The sequence below is a fragment of the Desulfovirgula thermocuniculi DSM 16036 genome, assembly GCF_000429345.1.
GTDB classification, from domain to species: domain Bacteria; phylum Bacillota; class Desulfotomaculia; order Desulfotomaculales; family Desulfovirgulaceae; genus Desulfovirgula; species Desulfovirgula thermocuniculi.
Genome location: NZ_AUBR01000045.1, coordinates 12,719 through 28,468, shown reverse-complemented (window position 1 = coordinate 28,468; position 15,750 = coordinate 12,719). Strand labels below are relative to the sequence as shown.

Here is a 15,750-nt window from a genome sequence, read left to right as displayed (position 1 = left end):
TAGGAGCGGTAAGCGGAGAGCGCTTTGAGCATGGCGCACTGGAGCGTGCCCCGGTTGAGGTCGAACAGCTCACATGCCTGCCGGTAGGTTTGGCGGTTTAAATGTGCGCGGCTGGTGGTGTTCAGGGCTTCGGCCTGCTCCAGGAACCAGGAGCACGCCCGGCGGTAGGTTTCCAGCATGCGGGTCATCTTTTCCAGCTTGCCTTTGTTGGGAGGCAGGAGCTTTATTTTGAGGGTTACCGTCTGCATTCAACATCTCCTCCGGCCTGCTTAAATGTAGCACGACCGGAGAGAAAAACCAAGCCGCCATTCATCCCCCGATTAAAAACCGGGGGCATCTGGCGGGGCTTTTGTAAAAAAGGGCGGTGGTTTGCGGTGGGCATTACCTACATTGAAGGCACAGAAAGCTACCTCATTCTCCCCCAGGGGGAGGCCCATACGCCGGTCATCCTGGGGGAGCCCGGGGACGAGGCACTCTTAGGGGTGGTTACGCTGGAAATCCTCGGGCTGGTGCTGAATCCCTTTAACCGCACCCTGCAGCCCATGAGGGCCATTCTCTAGAAGGGGGCGCTGCCTCCCTTTTTGTGTTTGGGCAAACTTGTTTTAGTTATGGCGAGAGAAGAATAATTATCTTGTGAGAAAAAAGCGCGGGGAGGGCTGCCCATGTCAAAGAAGAGGGTGGCGGTGATTTTCGGCGGGCGCTCGGGCGAGCACCGGGTTTCCCTTTTTTCCGCGGCCTCCGTCATGGAGGCCCTGGACAGGGAGAAGTACGAGGTCATCCCGGTGGCCATAACCCAGGAGGGCAGGTGGTTTTTGGGCCTGGAGCCCCAAAAGTTGCTGGCAGGAGAGCCGCCGGAGGCCGCGGGCCGGCCCGTGGTGCTGGTGGCCGACCCCACGTGCGGGGGCTTGGCGCCCCTTAAGGAAGGGTGTGTCGATGCCGGGGAGCTGGTGGCGGTAGATGTGGCCTTTCCGGTGCTGCACGGCACCTTCGGCGAGGACGGCACCGTGCAGGGGCTCTTGGAGCTGGCCGGCATCCCCTACGTTGGCTCGGGGGTGCTGGCCTCCGCGGCGGGCATGGACAAGGTAATGATGAAAACCGTTTTTGCCCAGCACGGCCTGCCCCACGCCCGCTTTGTCAGTTTCTTGCGCCGGGAGTGGGAGAGGGATCGCGAGACGGTGCTGCGGGAGGCGGAGAGCCTGGGCTACCCCCTCTTTGTGAAGCCGGCCAACCTGGGCTCCAGCGTGGGAGTTTCCAAGGCGCGGGACCGCCGGGAGCTGGCCGAAGCCATAGAGCTGGCCGCTGCCTACGACCGCAAGATCGTCGTGGAGGAGTTTGTGGATGCCCGGGAGGTAGAGGTGAGCGTGCTGGGCAACGACGACCCCGTGGCCTCCCTGCCGGGCGAGGTAATTCCCCTTAACGAGTTTTACGATTACGAGGCCAAGTATACCGAGGGCAGGTCCCGCCTGGTCATACCGGTGGACCTCCCGGAGGATACCACCGGGAAGCTGCGGGAGTACGCCGTCAGGGCCTTTAAGGCCCTCGACTGTGCCGGCATGGCCCGGGTGGACTTCTTCCTGCGCAAGAAAGACGGCGCGGTGCTGATCAACGAGATCAACACCATTCCGGGATTTACGCGATTTTCCATGTACCCCAAGCTCTGGGAGGCCAGCGGCATTCCCTACCCCGAGCTTCTGGACCGCCTCATTGAGCTGGCCCTGGAGAGGCACGCGGAGAAAATGAAGAACCGCACCGCCTACCACCCATAAACGGGAGGTCTTGGTCCGGCCTGATGGGCGATAAGAGGTACCGCACTTATGCCGCCGCGCAGGTGCTGGCGCGTTTTCTTTTGCGGGCCCTGCCGCGCGCGGGCCGCGAGCTTGCGCGGTGGCGGGAAATGGCCGCGCGCTGCCCCGACCCGGTGCTGCGGCAGATGGCCCTGGCCAGCATTGCCGCCAAGAAGTTTCACTGCCAGGGGGGAAGCGTCTTTGCCGTGCGGGCAGGTCGCTTCGAGCGCGAGGTGGCCAGGGCCATTGTAGCCCTGCAGACCATCAGCGACTACCTGGATAACCTCTGCGACCGGGCCGGTGTGCAGGACGGGGAAAGTTTTGCCCTGCTCCACCGGGCTTTCCTGGACGCCCTGTGCCCCGGCGCACCGCCGGGGGACTACTACGCCCTTTACCCCTACCGCGGGGACGGCGGTTACCTGGGGGCGCTGGTGCGCGCCTGCCAGGAGGCGCTGGCCTGCCTGCCCGGCTACGGCGCGCTGCAGGAGAAGGCCCTCTCCCTGGCCCGCCTGTACTGCAGCCTGCAGGTCAGAAAGCACCTCCCCTGGCCGCAGAGGGTGAAAAGCCTCGTGGAGTGGCTGGAGCCCCTCTTGCGGCGCCTGGCCGCCGGGCTTTACTGGTGGGAGCTGGCGGCGGCCACCGGCTCTACCCTGGGCATTTTTGCCCTCTTCTCCCTGGCCGCGCGGGGCGGCAGCCCCGCGGAGGCGGAGCAGGTGCTGGCGGGATACTTCCCCTGGATCTGTGGGCTGCACATCCTGCTGGATTACTTCATCGACCAGCAGGAGGATGCGGCGGGAGGGGATCTCAACTTTGTGGCCTACTACCGGGACGGCCACGAGGCCGCCGCGCGGCTGCGGCACTTTGCCTGCCGCTCGCTGGAACTGGCCGCCCGGCTGCCCGATGCCGCTTTCCACCAGACGGTAGTGGCCGGGCTCCTGGCCATGTACCTTTCCGATCCCAAGGCCCAAGGCCAGGAGCCGAGCGGCGCCAGGGAAGAGCTTCTGGCCAGCGGCGGGCCCTACGCCGGCTTCCTCTACCGCCTCTGCCGGGGCCTGCGGCGCGCGGGGGTGGTTTAAGCCTCCTCGCCCTCTCCTTTGATGACCGCCAGGGGTTTGAGCCTGACCACGGGCAGGGTGAGGCCGGCGTCCACCAGGGTGCCCACCACCTCGTCGATGTCCTTGTAGGCCAGGGGGGCCTCGTCAAAGAGGGCGCGCAGGTTTTTGGCCCGCAGCAGCACCCCCTTGAGGGACTCGCGGAACTCCTCCATGCTCACCGTGGAGCGGGCTTTCTTGCGCGACATGGTGCGCCCGGCGCCGTGGTTGACGGAGTTAAACGTTTCGGCGATGTTTCCCGTACCCAGCACCACATAGGAAGCCGTGCCCATGCTGCCGGGTATGATGGCCGGGTGGCCAATGTGGCGGTAGCGCTCGGGGTTATCCCGGTGCCCGGCAGGCAGCGCCCTGGTGGCTCCCTTGCGGTGCACCAGCAGGGTCCTGCCGCGGTGCTCCTCCACCTTGGCAATGTTATGGGCCACGTCGTACACCAGCTCCAGGCCTATTTCCTCCAGGGGCTTTTTGAGCACCTCCATGAAGGCTTCCCGCACCAGGAAGGTGATGAGCTGGCGGTTGGCAAAGGCAAAGTTGGCGGCGCAGGCCATGGCGGCCAGGTAGTCCCGCCCCTCCGGGGAGTCGATGGGCGCGGCGGCCAGCCCCCGCGAGGGAATGCGCAGGCCGTACTTTGCGGCGGCCTGGTTCATGCGCGCCGAGTAATCGGTGCAGATCTGGTGCCCGAAGCCGCGGCTGCCGGTGTGGATGAGCACGGCCAGGTTTCCCTCTTCCAGGCCCATGACGGCTGCCGCTCCGGGGTGGTAGACCCTCTCCACCACCTCTATTTCAATGAAATGGTTGCCCCCGCCGATGGTGGCCAGCTGGTCGGCCCTTTCCCTGGCCTGGCGGCTGACCGCCTTTAGGCTCGCCCCGGGTATGGCGCCGCCGGCCTCAATGCTTTTCTCGTCCTCCGGGAGGCCGTAGCCGCGGCGGATGAAGTAGGCGGCGCCCCCTGCCGTGACCGCCTCCAGGTCGGCCTGGCGGAACTCGCGGTAGGCGCTGGATTTGCCCACCCCCGAGGGCACCCTCTTCTCTATAGCGGCCAGGATCTTTTCCAGCACCTGCGGGTCGAGGGAGGCGGCCTTTATGCGGGTGCTTAATAAGCGCACCCCGCAGTTTATGTCCATGCCCACCGCCCCCGCCGAAACCACCCCCTTCTCCAGGTCGGTGGCCATGACGCCCCCTATGGGCAGGCCGAAGCCCGTGTGGATGTCCGGCATGCCGATGACCGGGGAAACCACCCCGGGCAGGCAGGCGGCGTCCACCAGCTGCTTTAAGGCCTCGCCCTCTTCAAACTGCGCTTTCAGCCTGGGGCTTAAAAAGACCACTACCTCCGCCTGCATCTCCCCGAAGGGCCTGAGGCGGTAGCGGTTCTTGCCAAACGGCTCCAGCTTCTCGAGGAGCACGGATTTCCCCTCCTTTCAGGCCGTCTGGGCCGCGCGGCGGGCCAGCGCGGCTACGGTGAGCTCTTTCAGTTCCCCGTCCTCGTAGAGGAGCACCCTGCTTTCGTCGTGGAGCAGGTGGCCGTGGCGGCGGAAGTCGGGCTTTTCTTTTAAAATGCCCAGCAGCCAGAGCAGGTACCCGCGCACGTGGGGGTCGGGGTCGTCTAAGTAGGGGAGGAGGAGCGGCAGGTGGGGGCGCACGAAGTCGGGGCAGGCCTGGGCCATGCGCCCGGCCGCCCAGATGACGCCGGCGCGCAACATGCGCTCCTCTGCGTGGTGGATGATGATGGAGGCGTAGTCGCCGTAGAGGTCCGGGCGGCGGTAGACGATCTCGCCCATGGCCTGCGGGGCGGCCCAGCCTATGCCCCCGGACTCGTCGTTGATGGTCCAGAGCAGCTGGCGCAGGACCAGCCGCCCGGCGGCGGGGTCCGTTTCGGCCAGCCTGGCGCAGGCCACGCCTATGGCTTCCACCGCCCGCCAGCAGAGGAGCGTGCCGGGCTCGTTTAAGAGCCGCCGCAGGAAGCGCAGGTGGCTCCGCTTCTGTGCCACCAGCTCGGCTATCTCCCCGTACCTGCGCTCGCCGAGCAGGGCCTTAATGACCTCCCTGGTTTCCTTTTCCCGCATGTTTTAACCACCTTCCGCTCCCGGTAAGATTATAGCAGGAAAGGAGAACGCACCGCATGCCCTTAACGCTTTTCTTTATCGTTTCCGGGTCCGCCCTGCTTTCCCTCTTGGTTGCCCTCCAGGTAAAGTACGTACCGCCGGAGGTGGGCGCCGTGGCCAGGTACAACCTGCTCGTGCTGCCCCTCATCTACCTGGCCAACGTTTCCCTGGGCGCCGGTTTTACCCGCGCCCACGGGGCGGTAAAGAACCTCCCCCTCCTGGCGGCCGGGCAGTCCTTTGCCTACTACCTGTTCCTCCTCCTCTTTGCCGTTTTCCTCCTGGGAGACAGGGTTTCCCTCCCCCGCGTCCTGGCGGGCTTTTCCCTCATGGCGGCGGGGATATACCTCTTGCGGAGCTAGGGCGCAGCCACCCGGCCTTTTCCAGGGCGGTGAGGAGCTTTTCCCTCACGTCGGGAGTGACTGCGGCCAGGAGCTTCACCAGGCGGCGCATGGCCTCCCGCCCGGTGTGCCCCCTGGCCGGACAGGCGTCTTCCAGTACGGGCAGGCCTTCCTCCCGGGCCAGGGAGGCCAGGGTGGCGGCGCGCAGGTAAATGAGGGGGCGGATGACGGCCAGCCCGGCGTCCTCGTAGCGCGTTACCGGCAGGAAGGTGGCCAGGCGACCGGTGTAGAGCCAGTTCATGAGGAAGGTTTCCAGCAGGTCGTCCGAGTGGTGGGCCAGGGCGAGCTTAGTGCAGCCCAGGAGGCGGGCCATATTTACCAGGGCGCCGCGGCGCAGGTGCGCGCAGAGGGCGCAAGGGTTTTCCCGGGAGCGATGCTCAAAGACAATGGCGCCGATGGCCGTTCTTTCCACATAAAAGGGGATGCCTTTTTCGCGGCAGAAATCAACCAGGGGGGAGAGATCCGGGGACCAGCCTGCGTCGATGTGTACGGCACAGAAATCATAGGGGTAGGGAAGTTGCCTTTGCAGCAGCCAGAGGATGTACAAAAGGGCAATGCTGTCCTTGCCACCGGATACGGCGGCGGCAATGCGGTCGCCCGGCTCAATCATGCCGTAGCGCGAGACGGCTTTTTTTACTTTGGAAAGAAACCGGCGGTCATATCCCTTCATTTTTCACCAGGATTTTCATTCTTATTTTCATCTTTAAATGAGACGGCGCGCGGGGAAGGGATTTTAGTTAAACTGTCGAAGTACCTTTTTGGGGGTGAGTGGAAAATGCAGGCGGAAGAAAAAAACAGGCGGTACGTGCTGGTGGTGGCCGCCATGGCTGCCTTTTTAACTCCCTTCATCGGCAGCTCCGTAAACCTGGCCGTGCCGGCCATCGGCAGGGAGTTTCACCTGGAGGCGGTGATGCTCAACTGGGTGGTGACCGCCTTCCTCTTGACTTCGGCGGCTTTTCTTTTGCCCTTTGGCCGGGCGGCGGACCTCTACGGGCGCAAAAAGGTCTTTTTGGCCGGGCTGGTGGTTTTCAGCCTCTCCTCCCTGTGCAGCGCCCTGGCTCCCTCGGGCAAAGTGCTGCTGCTCTTCAGGGCCCTGCACGGCATCGGCGGGTCCATGATCTTCAGTACGGGCATGGCCATTTTAACCAGCGTTTTTCCCCCGCAAGAGCGCGGCAAGGCCCTGGGCATAAACGTGGCGGCGGTCTACACCGGCCTTTCCCTGGGCCCGGTGCTGGGCGGGTTTCTGACCCACTACCTGGGGTGGCGCTCCATTTTCTTGCTCGCCTTCGTGATGGGCGCGGCGGCGGCCCTGCTCACGGCCACACGGGTGAAGCAAGAGTGGGTCGGCGCGGCGGGGGAGGACTACGACCTGCCGGGGGCCGTTTTCTATACCTTGAGCATGGCCCTTTTGATGTACGGCTTTTCCTCCCTGAAGACCGACGCCTACGGTTGGTGGTTCTTCACCGTGGGTCTCTTGCTGCTGGCCCTCTTTATCTGGCAGGAGTTGCGCTACCGCCACCCGCTTTTAAACCTCGTGCTCTTTAAAAACCCCGTTTTTGCCTTTTCCAACCTGGCCGCCCTCATCCACTACAGCGCCACCTTCGGGGCGGGGTTTTTGCTTTCCCTTTACCTGCAGGTGGTTAAGGGGATGGACGCCCAGGTGGCGGGGTTCATCCTCCTGGCTCAGCCCGTACTGATGGCCCTGCTCTCGCCGCTGGCCGGCAGGCTCTCCGACCGCCTTGAGCCCCGGCTGCTGGCCTCGGCGGGGATGTTTTTGAGCGCCTTGAGCCTCTTTCTGTTCTCCACGGTGGGCGCGGACACGCCCCTGGAGTTGCTGGTGGGGGGCCTGGCGGTGGCCGGCGTCGGTTTTGCGTTCTTCTCCTCCCCCAACACCAATGCCGTCATGAGCGCGGTGGAAAGGCGCTACTACGGCGTGGCCTCGGCTACCGTCAGCACCATGCGCCTGGTCGGCCAGGCCTTCAGCATGGCCATGATCACCTTCTTTTTCGGCCTTTACCTAAAGGGCCTGGCCCTGACCCCGACCGTTGCCCCCCTCCTCTTGAAGAGCATGAGGCTTTCCTTTGGCGTGTTTGCCTTTTTATGCCTCCTGGGAGTGGCGGCCTCCATGGCCCGGGGCCGGGTGAGGGAAACGGGCGCCTAGGCGATTAGTCAAAGAGGTCTTCAAAAATTTCCAGGAACTTGTGCTTCTTTTTGTGCTTGTAGTGGTGGGGCGGGTGGGCCTGGGGGTGGTGGTACGGCTGGTGCCCGATGTAGTGCTCTTCGTAGGTGTGATGGAACTCGCGGGCGAGGGAGATAACTTTCTCCAGCTCGCCGCCGTCAAGCCAGACGCCGCGACAGCGCGGACAAAGGTCCAGCAGCACGCCGTAGCGCGGCGTTTCCCTTAGCGGTGTGCGGCAAACGGGGCACTCTTTGACCAACTGCACAAAACCCTCCTTAAAAAGAGATGTATTAGAAGGCCCTTCTGGCCCAGTTGCCCAGGCGCCGGAAGGCCTCTATTTTTTCCTGCCTGCCCAGGCGCGCCTCTGAAAGGGCCTTCTCCAGAAAGGCAATGGAGCGGTCGTAGGTCTGCCGGTCCACCGGGTAGGGGTGGCCGTCCTTGCCCCCGTGGGCAAAGCTGAAGCGGGCGGGGTCCCGGTAGCTGGGGGGCGTGCCGTAGACCAGCTCGGAAAGGAGCGACAGCGCCCGCAGGGCCTTGGCGCCCACCCCTTCGGTGGCCAGCAGGGCGGCAAAATCCTCCGGTTGGCGCTCGTAGCTCTTGAGCAGCACCCGGTGCAGGCCGATGGGGGATATGTCCTCCAGCATTAATTTGTGCCTGGCGGGTAGGGAAAGGTTTTTTTCCTTCAGGTTGGCCAGCTCCCGGATTATTTTTTCCGGTTTTTCGCGGGCCAGCATGCCGATTACGCGGCGCGCCGGCTCACTCTCCCCGGCCACCAGGTTGAGGGCCTCGCCCCGGTGGTCGCAGCACACGGCGGCGTGGGGCTCGCAGACGAAGTCCTTTAGCGTAAGGCTCAGCCAGTGGTAGCGGCGGGCCCGGCGGGTGGCCTCGTTCATGCCCTGCTGCACCACCGCCCAGTGCCCGGAAGAGGTAAAGAAAAAGGTGTGGTGGTAGAGCTGGTAGCCGTCCTGCACGGCGGCGCTGTCCACCTTGGCGGCCATGCGGCTGGCCTGCACCAGCTCCTCCGGGTTTCTGGCCAGCGGGTACTTCTCCCCCGTGTACAGGATCTCGGCGGGGGTCTGGCGGGAGGTTTTTCCCTTACCGCCGGCGGCAAAAAGGCCCAGGTAGGGGCCGCGCTCGCGCAGGGCCTCCTTCAGGGCGCCGCAGACGGTGGTGGTGAGGCCGGAGGAATGCCAGTCAAACCCCAGCGCACAGCCCAGGGCCTGGAACCAGTAGGGGTCGGCCAGCCTGGCCAGCACAAATTCCGGCCCGGCATCATAAACCATGGCCTCCAGGATCGCCCCGCCCATTCTCACCATGCGCCCGAACAACCACGGCGGGCATTTGCCGCCGTGCAGCGGCAGATCTGCTGTGCCGGTGCGCAAAATAGCCCACCACCCGCTATTTCTTTTTCGCCCCCGCCGGAGATTTTCCCTTCATGCAGGCGTTTTTACAGGCCGGCCTTTTTTAATCACCCACCGCGCCAGGTTAACGCCGAAGTGGTAGGCCAGGTAGCGGTAGTCCCGGGCCTCGTAGATGACCAGGTCGGCCTGCTTTCCTTTCTCAATGCTGCCCACCAGGTGGGCGCGGCCGACGGCGTGGGCGGCATTGATGGTGGCCGCGGCCAGCGCCTCTTCGGGCGTGAGCCTGAGGTAGAGGCAGGCGAGGTTGACGACCAGCTGCATGTTTTCGCAGGGGCAGGAGCCGGGGTTGGCGTCGGTGGCCAAGGCTACGGCAACGCCTGCTTCAATCATTTCCCGCGCCGGCGCGTATTTTTCGCGCAGGTAAAAAGAAGTGCCGGGCAGGAGGACGGCCATGACGCCGCTTTGCGCGAGAGCCTGCATGCCCTCCGGCGAAACGTGCAGGAGGTGGTCTGCCGACACCGCCCCCAGTTCTGCCGCCAGCCGGGCGCCGCCGGTTTCGCTTAGCTCCTCGGCGTGGATTTTCAGCTTAAGCCCCAGTTCCCTTGCGCGGGTGAGGATGCGGCGGGATTCCTCCACGGAAAAAACCCCTTCCTCGCAGAAGACGTCGCAGAAAAGGGCCAGCTTTTCTGCGGCCACCCGCGGGAGCATTTCTTCTATTACCAGCTCCACGTATTCGCTTTGGCGCCCGCGGTACTCCGGCGGTACGGCGTGGGCTCCCAGGAAGGTAGGGATGAGGTCCAGCGGGCCCTCGCGGGCCAGGGCGTTGATGAGGCGCAGGTGGCGCAGCTCTTCTTCCACGCTGAGGCCGTAGCCGGACTTGGCTTCCGCCGTGGTGGTGCCGTGGTGGAGCATGGTTTGCAGCCTGGCGCGGGTTTGGGCGAGCAACTCCTGGTCGCTGGCCGCGCGGCAGTGCCGCACGGTGGTGTTTATCCCCCCGCCGCGGCGCAGGATTTCCAGGTAGCTGACGCCGGCCAGCTTGAGGGCAAACTCTTCCTCGCGCGATCCCGCGTAGAGGACGTGGGTATGCGGGTCCACCCAGCCCGGCAGCACCACCCCTCCCCGGGCGTCTATGGCCAGGCCCTCGCGCTCCAGCCGCACGTCCTGCTTGACCTCGCTTTCCGGACCGACGGCCACTATACGGCCCTGGCTGACGGCTACGGCGGCGTTCTTTATCAACCCTGTATCGGCCAGCTCCGGGCCGCGCTTCGGGCGGTGAGAAAAGCCGGCCATGGTCAGCACCTGGCCGGCGTTGTATATCAGGAGGTCGGCTTGCATGAAGGCAGTCACTCCTTGTGGAGGCGGAATTCCAGCACCTGGCGGGCCGGATCAAAGTTTTCCAGCTGGAGGTAGTATGCCGCTGCCGCCAGCAGGGCTTCTGCCGGCACGAGGCCGACAATCTCGGTGCCGGTCACGCTTACCCCGTAGCGGGCCGCTTCCCGCCGCACCAGCTCCAGCACCCTGTGCACGGGCGTGCGCCCCGGGTCGAGCAGGTTCATGGAAACCTGAGCCTGGTGGCGCGCGGAGAGGTAGATGCCGATGGCCCGCACGTTGGTCAGCCCGCCGTCTTTTTCGCGCACGGCTTCGGCTATGCGCTGGGCCACGGTAACGTCGGGCGTGTTGAGATTCACGTTGTAGGCGATGAGGAAAGGCCGGGCGCCCACGCAGGTGGCGCCGGCGGTGGGATGAAGGCGCGGCGGCCCGAAGTCTGGGTGACGCTCCGGCCTGGCTATTTCGCTTTTAAGGCCCTCGTACTGCCCACGGCGGATGTTGGGGAGGCTTTTCCTTTCCGGCCTGCGGGCTGCCTCGCCGTAGAGGTACACCGGGATGCCCAGCTCTTCCGCAATGCGCCGGCCGAGTCTTGCCGCCAGCTCCACGCACTCGGCCATAGTCACATTTTTGACGGGCACGAAAGGTATTACGTCGGTGGCCCCTATGCGTGGGTGGCTTCCCCGGTGCTCTTCCATATTGATGAGCCGGGCGGCGGCGGCGCAGCCGGCAAAGGCGGCTTCCAGGCACGCGGCGGGCTCACCCACAAAGGTGACCACGGAGCGGTTGTGGTCGGCGTCTGCTTCCACATCCAGCACCGCCACCCCCGGCACGCTTTGAATGGCCCGCACAATTTCGTTGATCACCTCGGGGCGCCGTCCCTCGCTGAAGTTGGGGACGCATTCCACGATTTTTACCACCGTGACCACCTGCGCTTAAAGCATGGGTATTTTAATCCCGTGCTTTTTGGCAAAGGCGATGGCCTCTTCATAGCCGGCATCGGCGTGCCGCACAATGCCCATGCCCGGGTCTGTGGTCAGCACGCGCTGCAGGCGCTCGTCGGCTTCCGCGCTGCCGTCGGCTACGATGACCATGCCGGCGTGTATGGAGTAGCCCATACCCACCCCGCCGCCGTGATGCACGGAGACCCAGGAGGCACCGCCGACGGCGTTGATGAGGGCGTTGAGGATCGGCCAGTCGGCAATGGCGTCGCTGCCGTCCTTCATTCCCTCGGTTTCCCGGTAGGGTGAGGCGACGGAACCGCAGTCCAGGTGGTCGCGGCCAAAGACGACCGGTGCCTTCAGCTCGCCCCTGCGCACCATTTCGTTGATGATGCGCCCGAAGCGGGCCCGCTCCCCGTAGCCCAGCCAGCAGATCCGCGCCGGCAGGCCTTGGAACTGTATTTTTTCCCGGGCCATGGTGATCCACCGCCGCAGGCCCTGGTGGTGGCCGAACTCGCGCAGGACCACCTCATCGGTCTTGTAGATGTCCTCCGGGTCGCCGGAAAGGGCCACCCAGCGGAAGGGCCCGCGGCCCTCGCAGAACATAGGCCGGATGTACGCGGGGACAAAGCCGGGGAAGGCAAAGGCATCTTTAACCCCCCCCTTGTAGGCCTGGGCGCGGATATTGTTACCGTAGTCAAAGACCACCGCGCCGCGGCGCATGAATTCCAGCATGGCCTCCACGTGCACGGCTATGGAGCGTAAGGCCATCTCCTTGTACTTTTCCGGGTCCTCGCGCCGCAGCTTCAATGCTTCCGCATACGGGAGGCCGTGGGGCACGTAGCCGTTTAGGGTGTCGTGGGCCGAAGTCTGGTCGGTGACCACGTCCGGGATGATGCCCCGCTCCAGCAGGGCGGGGAAGATCTCGGCGGCGTTGGCCACCAGCCCGATGGAGAGCGGCCGCCTTTCTTTTTTGGCCTCCAGTGCCCAGGCCAGCGCTTCATCCAGGTTATCGGTCATGAGGTCGCAGTATTTCTGCCTTATGCGGCGCTCAATGCGCTGCCTGTCCACCTCCACGCAAAGGCAGACGCCTTCGTTCATGGTCACGGCCAGGGGCTGGGCGCCGCCCATGCCGCCCATGCCTCCCGTCAGCACTAGGCGTCCGGCCAACGTGCCGCCAAAGTGCCGGCGGGCCACTTCCGCCAGGGTTTCATAGGTGCCCTGGATAATGCCCTGGGAACCGATGTAGATCCAGCTGCCGGCGGTCATCTGGCCGAACATGATGAGGCCCTTTTTCTCCAGGTCCCAGAAGTGTTCCCAGGTGGCCCAGTGAGGGACGAGGAGGGAGTTGGCGATAAGCACCCGCGGCGCGTCGGGGTGGGTCTTGAACACGCCCACGGGCTTGCCGGACTGCACCAGGAGCGTTTCGTCGTTCTCCAGCTCCTTTAAGGTGCGCACGATGGCGTGGTAGCACTCCCAGTTGCGGGCAGCCTTTCCCGTACCCCCGTAGACAATCAGGTTGGCCGGATCCTCGGCCACTTCGGGGTCCAGGTTGTTCATGAGCATACGCATGGCCGCTTCCTGCACCCAGCCCTTGCAGGTGAGCTGGTTGCCCCTGGGAGCACGGATTACTTCAGGCACTGGTATCAGCTCCTTTCCAGGATTTGGTTTTTGAATTGTTTGGGCGGGACGCCCGTGAGGTTTTTAAACACCTTGCTGAAGTAGTTGGGGTCGTGATACCCCACCCGGTGGGCAATCTCGGCCACGCTCATGGTGGTGGTCAGCAGGAGTTGTTTGGCTTTTTCAATGCGCAGGTGGCTCAGGTAGTCGATAAACTTCTGGCCCACCTCTTTTTTGAAGAGATAACTAAAGTAGCAGGAACTCAGCCCCACGCTGCTGGCCACGTCGTGCAGGGATATGGGGTGCGCGTAATGCCGGTTGATATATTCCAGGGCGCGCTTGACGACCTGGGACCTCATTCCCGTGAGGCGCGCTGCGGCCTGTGCGGCCAGTTCCCGCGCGGCGCTCATGATTACCCGGCGCATTTCCGCAGCGGAGGTGGCCGCAGAAATTTGCTGCAGGTACTTTAGCCCGCTGGCCATGGCTCCCGTGTCCAGGCCGTTTTCGCTGGCGGCGCGCCACATGGCCAGCATCAGCTCCACGGTCCAGGCTTTGAGGTTGTAGGGTGAGTGGGGCCCGGTGTTTGGGGCATCATCCGGCATCATCTCTCCCAGCAGGCGGGCCGCTCCTTCACCGTCCCCCAGGCGGATGCGCTCCAGGAGGCGGGAGTGGATTTCCGGCGTGAGGTCGGTGGGCCAGTAACGGGGGGTGACGTTGGCGATGTGCACCACCACTCCCTGCTGGTTGGGCGGCCGGTAGCGCAGGGCTTCCCGCGCTTCCTGGTAGGAAAGGTTGATCTGGCGGACGTCGCGGTAGGCCCTGCCTATGCCTACGGATACCGGTGCCGGGAGGGAAAAGTGCGCGCAGACTTCCTCGCGCAGGCTGCTGCCCTGCTCCACGGCCCTGGCCACCAGCGCCTCCTCATCCCCGGCATGTTCCAGGGGCAGCAGCACGGCAACCCCTTCGTCCCCCACCGGCGCCGCCAGGCCGGCAGGGAGGTGGCGGCAGGCTGCCTCCACCGCCTCCCACAGTTTTTGTTTTAGGCCCTGCTTAAAGAAGTGGCTTTTGCCTGCCGTAACGGCGGCAAGGTTGTCGATCTGTACCAGGAGGGCGTGGTTGGGGAGCGGCCCTATGGACAAGGCTTTCTTGCGCTCCATGATTTCCTTTATGCTGGTCAGGTTGCCGAAAATAAGGGCATAGGTGAATTCCCTTTTCAGGCTGCTGAGGACGTCCGGGCCCATAAACATCACCCCGTGCAGCCGGTCAGTCCAGGGGCCGGCGGAAGTTTGCCCCGGCCACTTTGCGGGCCAACTCGTAGCCGGCGTCGGCGTACCGGATGATGCCCAGCCCGGGGTCGTTGGTCAGCACCCGCTCCAGGCGCCATGCCGCCTCACTGCTGCCGTCGGCAATGACGGTCATGCCGGAATGGATGGAGTAACCGATGCCCACCCCGGCGCCGTGGAAAACCCCGGCCAGGGTAGCGCCGGATATGCTGTTGAGGAGGGCGTTGAGGACCGGCCAGTCGGCAACGGCGTCGCTGCCGTCAAGCATTCCCTCCGTCTCCCGTACCGGCGAGGCGGCGGCGCCGGCATCCAGGTGGTCACGGGTGATGGCTACCGGGGCGACCAGCTCGCCCCGCCGCACCATCTCGTTAATCAGCAGGCCGAGGTGGCAGCGCTCCCGGTAGTTCAGCCAGCAGACCCGTGCGGGCAGGCCCTGAAAGGGCACCCGGTCCTGCACGGCCCTGATCCATTGTACGAGGCGCGGCTGGTCGGCAAACTCGCGCAAGACGACCTCGTCGATGCGGTAGATGTCCTCAGGTTCCCCGGAAAGGGCCACCCAGCGGAAGGGTCCCCGGCCCTCGCAAAAAAAGGGGCGGATGGCGGCGGGCACGAAGCCCGGTATCTCAAAGGCCCTCTCGACTCCCAGGCGGAAGGCCTGCTGGCGGATGTTGTTGCCGTACTCAAAGACGACGGCTCCACGCTCCCTGAAGGCCAGCATGGCCTTTAAGTGCCTGACGATGGAGCGCTGCGAGAGTTCAAGGTAGGTGCCCGGGTCCTCCGCGCGGAGCTTTTCCGCCTCCGCCGGGGAAAGACCTGCGGGGATGTAGCCGCCCAGCAGGTCGTGGGCAGGCGTCTGGTCGGTGACGATGTCCGGCTGCCAGCCCCTGGAGACCAGTTCGGGATAGATATCTGCCGCGTTTCCCAGGAGGGCAATGGAGCGGGGTTGCTTCATTTCCATGGCTTCCTGCACCAGCTCCAAAGCGGTGTCGGTGTCGGTAACCATGAGATCGCAGTACGAGTTCAGCAGCTGCCGCTCAATGGCTTTCCGGTCTACCTCCACCACCAGAGCCACGCCGCCGTTCATGGTCACGGCCAGGGGCTGGGCGCCGCCCAGGTTGCCCAGGCCGGAGGTCAGCACCACCCGCCCGGCCAGCGACCCGCCGAAGTGCTGCCGTGCAATGGCGGCAAAGGTCTCAAAGGTACCCTGCAAGATACCCTGGGTGCCGATGAAGGCCCAGGCCGCCGCGGTGGACTGCCCGAACATGGTCAGGCCGGCTGCTTCCAGTTGCCGGAAATGATCCCAGTTGGCCCAGGCCGGGACGATCAGGGCGCAGGCCATCAGTACCCGGGGGCTCCAGGGAAAGGTGCGGAAGACGGCCACCGGTTTGCCGGACTGCACCAGGAGCGTTTCATCGTTGCCCAGCTCCCGCAGGGCCTCAATAATGGCCTCCAGGCAGGCGTGGTTGCGGGCCGCCTTGCCGCCGCCGCCGTAGACGATCAACTCCTGCGGCTTTAAGGCCACTTCGGGATCCAGGCAGTTAAGCAGAAGCCTTAAAATTCCTTCCTGCTGCCACCCGCGGCAGGTCAGTTCCCTGCCCCGGGGCGCGCGCCATATCTTTTGCACCCCGTTCCCACCTTTCCCCATTT

Annotated in this window: 15 protein-coding genes and 1 pseudogene; 5 read left to right on the top strand and 11 right to left on the bottom strand. The window is 64.6% G+C overall.

Translation table 11 applies throughout. The annotated features are described in order from the left end of the window. Positions 1 to 248: pseudogene (locus G454_RS0110670) on the bottom strand (transposase); the annotation flags it as partial. A gap of 126 nt (positions 249 to 374) precedes the next feature. On the opposite strand from G454_RS0110670, the gene G454_RS18755 reads away from it, so the two are divergent. The 3 genes from G454_RS18755 to G454_RS0110655 all read left to right on the top strand — a co-directional run bounded on the left by G454_RS18755 (position 375) and on the right by G454_RS0110655 (position 2,860). Then, the gene (locus G454_RS18755) at positions 375 to 560 is read left to right on the top strand and encodes a hypothetical protein (protein WP_211230053.1); all 186 of its coding nucleotides are present in this window, start codon (positions 375 to 377) and stop codon (positions 558 to 560) included. 102 nt (positions 561 to 662) lie between these two features. Then, on the top strand, positions 663 to 1,766 hold the full coding sequence (locus G454_RS0110660) for a D-alanine--D-alanine ligase (RefSeq protein WP_027718618.1): 1,104 nt from the start codon (positions 663 to 665) through the stop codon (positions 1,764 to 1,766). 23 nt (positions 1,767 to 1,789) lie between these two features. Beyond that, the gene (locus tag G454_RS0110655; protein WP_027718617.1) at positions 1,790 to 2,860 is read left to right on the top strand and encodes a tetraprenyl-beta-curcumene synthase family protein; all 1,071 of its coding nucleotides are present in this window, start codon (positions 1,790 to 1,792) and stop codon (positions 2,858 to 2,860) included. Here G454_RS0110655 and G454_RS0110650 read toward each other — a convergent pair. Both G454_RS0110650 and G454_RS18750 read right to left on the bottom strand, forming a co-directional pair. Then, entirely contained in the window at positions 2,857 to 4,296 is a 1,440-nt protein-coding gene (locus G454_RS0110650) for an RtcB family protein (RefSeq protein WP_027718616.1), read from the bottom strand. The genes G454_RS0110655 and G454_RS0110650 overlap by 4 nt on opposite strands. A gap of 15 nt (positions 4,297 to 4,311) precedes the next feature. After that, positions 4,312 to 4,956, bottom strand: a complete 645-nt coding sequence (locus G454_RS18750; protein ID WP_051276239.1) for a DVU0298 family protein — start codon at positions 4,954 to 4,956, stop codon at positions 4,312 to 4,314. 56 nt (positions 4,957 to 5,012) lie between these two features. On the opposite strand from G454_RS18750, the gene G454_RS0110640 reads away from it, so the two are divergent. Further along, positions 5,013 to 5,354: a hypothetical protein gene (locus tag G454_RS0110640; RefSeq protein ID WP_027718615.1), complete on the top strand. Its 342-nt coding sequence runs from the start codon at positions 5,013 to 5,015 to the stop codon at positions 5,352 to 5,354. Here the strand turns inward: G454_RS0110640 and G454_RS18745 are convergent. Beyond that, complete coding sequence (locus G454_RS18745; protein ID WP_035107626.1) at positions 5,320 to 6,063, bottom strand: tRNA lysidine(34) synthetase; 744 nt, start codon at positions 6,061 to 6,063, stop codon at positions 5,320 to 5,322. The genes G454_RS0110640 and G454_RS18745 overlap by 35 nt on opposite strands. Before the next feature lie 105 nt (positions 6,064 to 6,168). On the opposite strand from G454_RS18745, the gene G454_RS0110630 reads away from it, so the two are divergent. Beyond that, complete coding sequence (locus tag G454_RS0110630; RefSeq protein ID WP_027718614.1) at positions 6,169 to 7,554, top strand: MFS transporter; 1,386 nt, start codon at positions 6,169 to 6,171, stop codon at positions 7,552 to 7,554. Between the two features lie 4 nt (positions 7,555 to 7,558). On the opposite strand, the gene G454_RS0110625 is transcribed toward G454_RS0110630, so the two are convergent. The 7 genes from G454_RS0110625 to hutU (G454_RS0110595) are packed head-to-tail and all read right to left on the bottom strand — an operon-like array spanning position 7,559 to position 15,727. After that, positions 7,559 to 7,837, bottom strand: a complete 279-nt coding sequence (locus G454_RS0110625; protein WP_245574376.1) for a TFIIB-type zinc ribbon-containing protein — start codon at positions 7,835 to 7,837, stop codon at positions 7,559 to 7,561. Between the two features lie 25 nt (positions 7,838 to 7,862). Further along, complete coding sequence (locus tag G454_RS0110620; RefSeq protein ID WP_035107625.1) at positions 7,863 to 8,954, bottom strand: DUF763 domain-containing protein; 1,092 nt, start codon at positions 8,952 to 8,954, stop codon at positions 7,863 to 7,865. Positions 8,955 to 9,005: 51 nt separating this feature from the next. Continuing rightward, positions 9,006 to 10,268, bottom strand: a complete 1,263-nt coding sequence (gene hutI, locus G454_RS0110615) for an imidazolonepropionase (protein ID WP_027718611.1) — start codon at positions 10,266 to 10,268, stop codon at positions 9,006 to 9,008. An 8-nt stretch (positions 10,269 to 10,276) separates the two neighbouring features. Next, positions 10,277 to 11,179, bottom strand: a complete 903-nt coding sequence (gene ftcD / locus G454_RS0110610; RefSeq protein WP_027718610.1) for a glutamate formimidoyltransferase — start codon at positions 11,177 to 11,179, stop codon at positions 10,277 to 10,279. A 15-nt stretch (positions 11,180 to 11,194) separates the two neighbouring features. Beyond that, positions 11,195 to 12,841, bottom strand: a complete 1,647-nt coding sequence (hutU, locus tag G454_RS0110605) for a urocanate hydratase (RefSeq protein WP_084413428.1) — start codon at positions 12,839 to 12,841, stop codon at positions 11,195 to 11,197. Between the two features lie 5 nt (positions 12,842 to 12,846). Beyond that, on the bottom strand, positions 12,847 to 14,061 hold the full coding sequence (locus G454_RS0110600; protein WP_027718608.1) for a helix-turn-helix domain-containing protein: 1,215 nt from the start codon (positions 14,059 to 14,061) through the stop codon (positions 12,847 to 12,849). Between the two features lie 22 nt (positions 14,062 to 14,083). Continuing rightward, positions 14,084 to 15,727, bottom strand: a complete 1,644-nt coding sequence (gene hutU, locus G454_RS0110595; RefSeq protein ID WP_027718607.1) for a urocanate hydratase — start codon at positions 15,725 to 15,727, stop codon at positions 14,084 to 14,086. Positions 15,728 to 15,750: the final 23 nt, after the last annotated feature.

Coding starts and splice junctions, on each gene's coding strand:
- G454_RS0110660 (WP_027718618.1), top strand. CDS start 663: ATGTCAAAGAAGAGGGTGGCGGTGATTTTCGGCGGGCGCTCGGGCGAG.
- G454_RS0110655 (WP_027718617.1), top strand. CDS start 1,790: ATGGGCGATAAGAGGTACCGCACTTATGCCGCCGCGCAGGTGCTGGCG.
- G454_RS18750 (WP_051276239.1), bottom strand. CDS start 4,956: ATGCGGGAAAAGGAAACCAGGGAGGTCATTAAGGCCCTGCTCGGCGAG.
- G454_RS0110640 (WP_027718615.1), top strand. CDS start 5,013: ATGCCCTTAACGCTTTTCTTTATCGTTTCCGGGTCCGCCCTGCTTTCC.
- G454_RS18745 (WP_035107626.1), bottom strand. CDS start 6,063: ATGAAGGGATATGACCGCCGGTTTCTTTCCAAAGTAAAAAAAGCCGTC.
- G454_RS0110630 (WP_027718614.1), top strand. CDS start 6,169: ATGCAGGCGGAAGAAAAAAACAGGCGGTACGTGCTGGTGGTGGCCGCC.
- hutI (WP_027718611.1), bottom strand. CDS start 10,268: ATGCAAGCCGACCTCCTGATATACAACGCCGGCCAGGTGCTGACCATG.
- G454_RS0110600 (WP_027718608.1), bottom strand. CDS start 14,061: ATGGGCCCGGACGTCCTCAGCAGCCTGAAAAGGGAATTCACCTATGCC.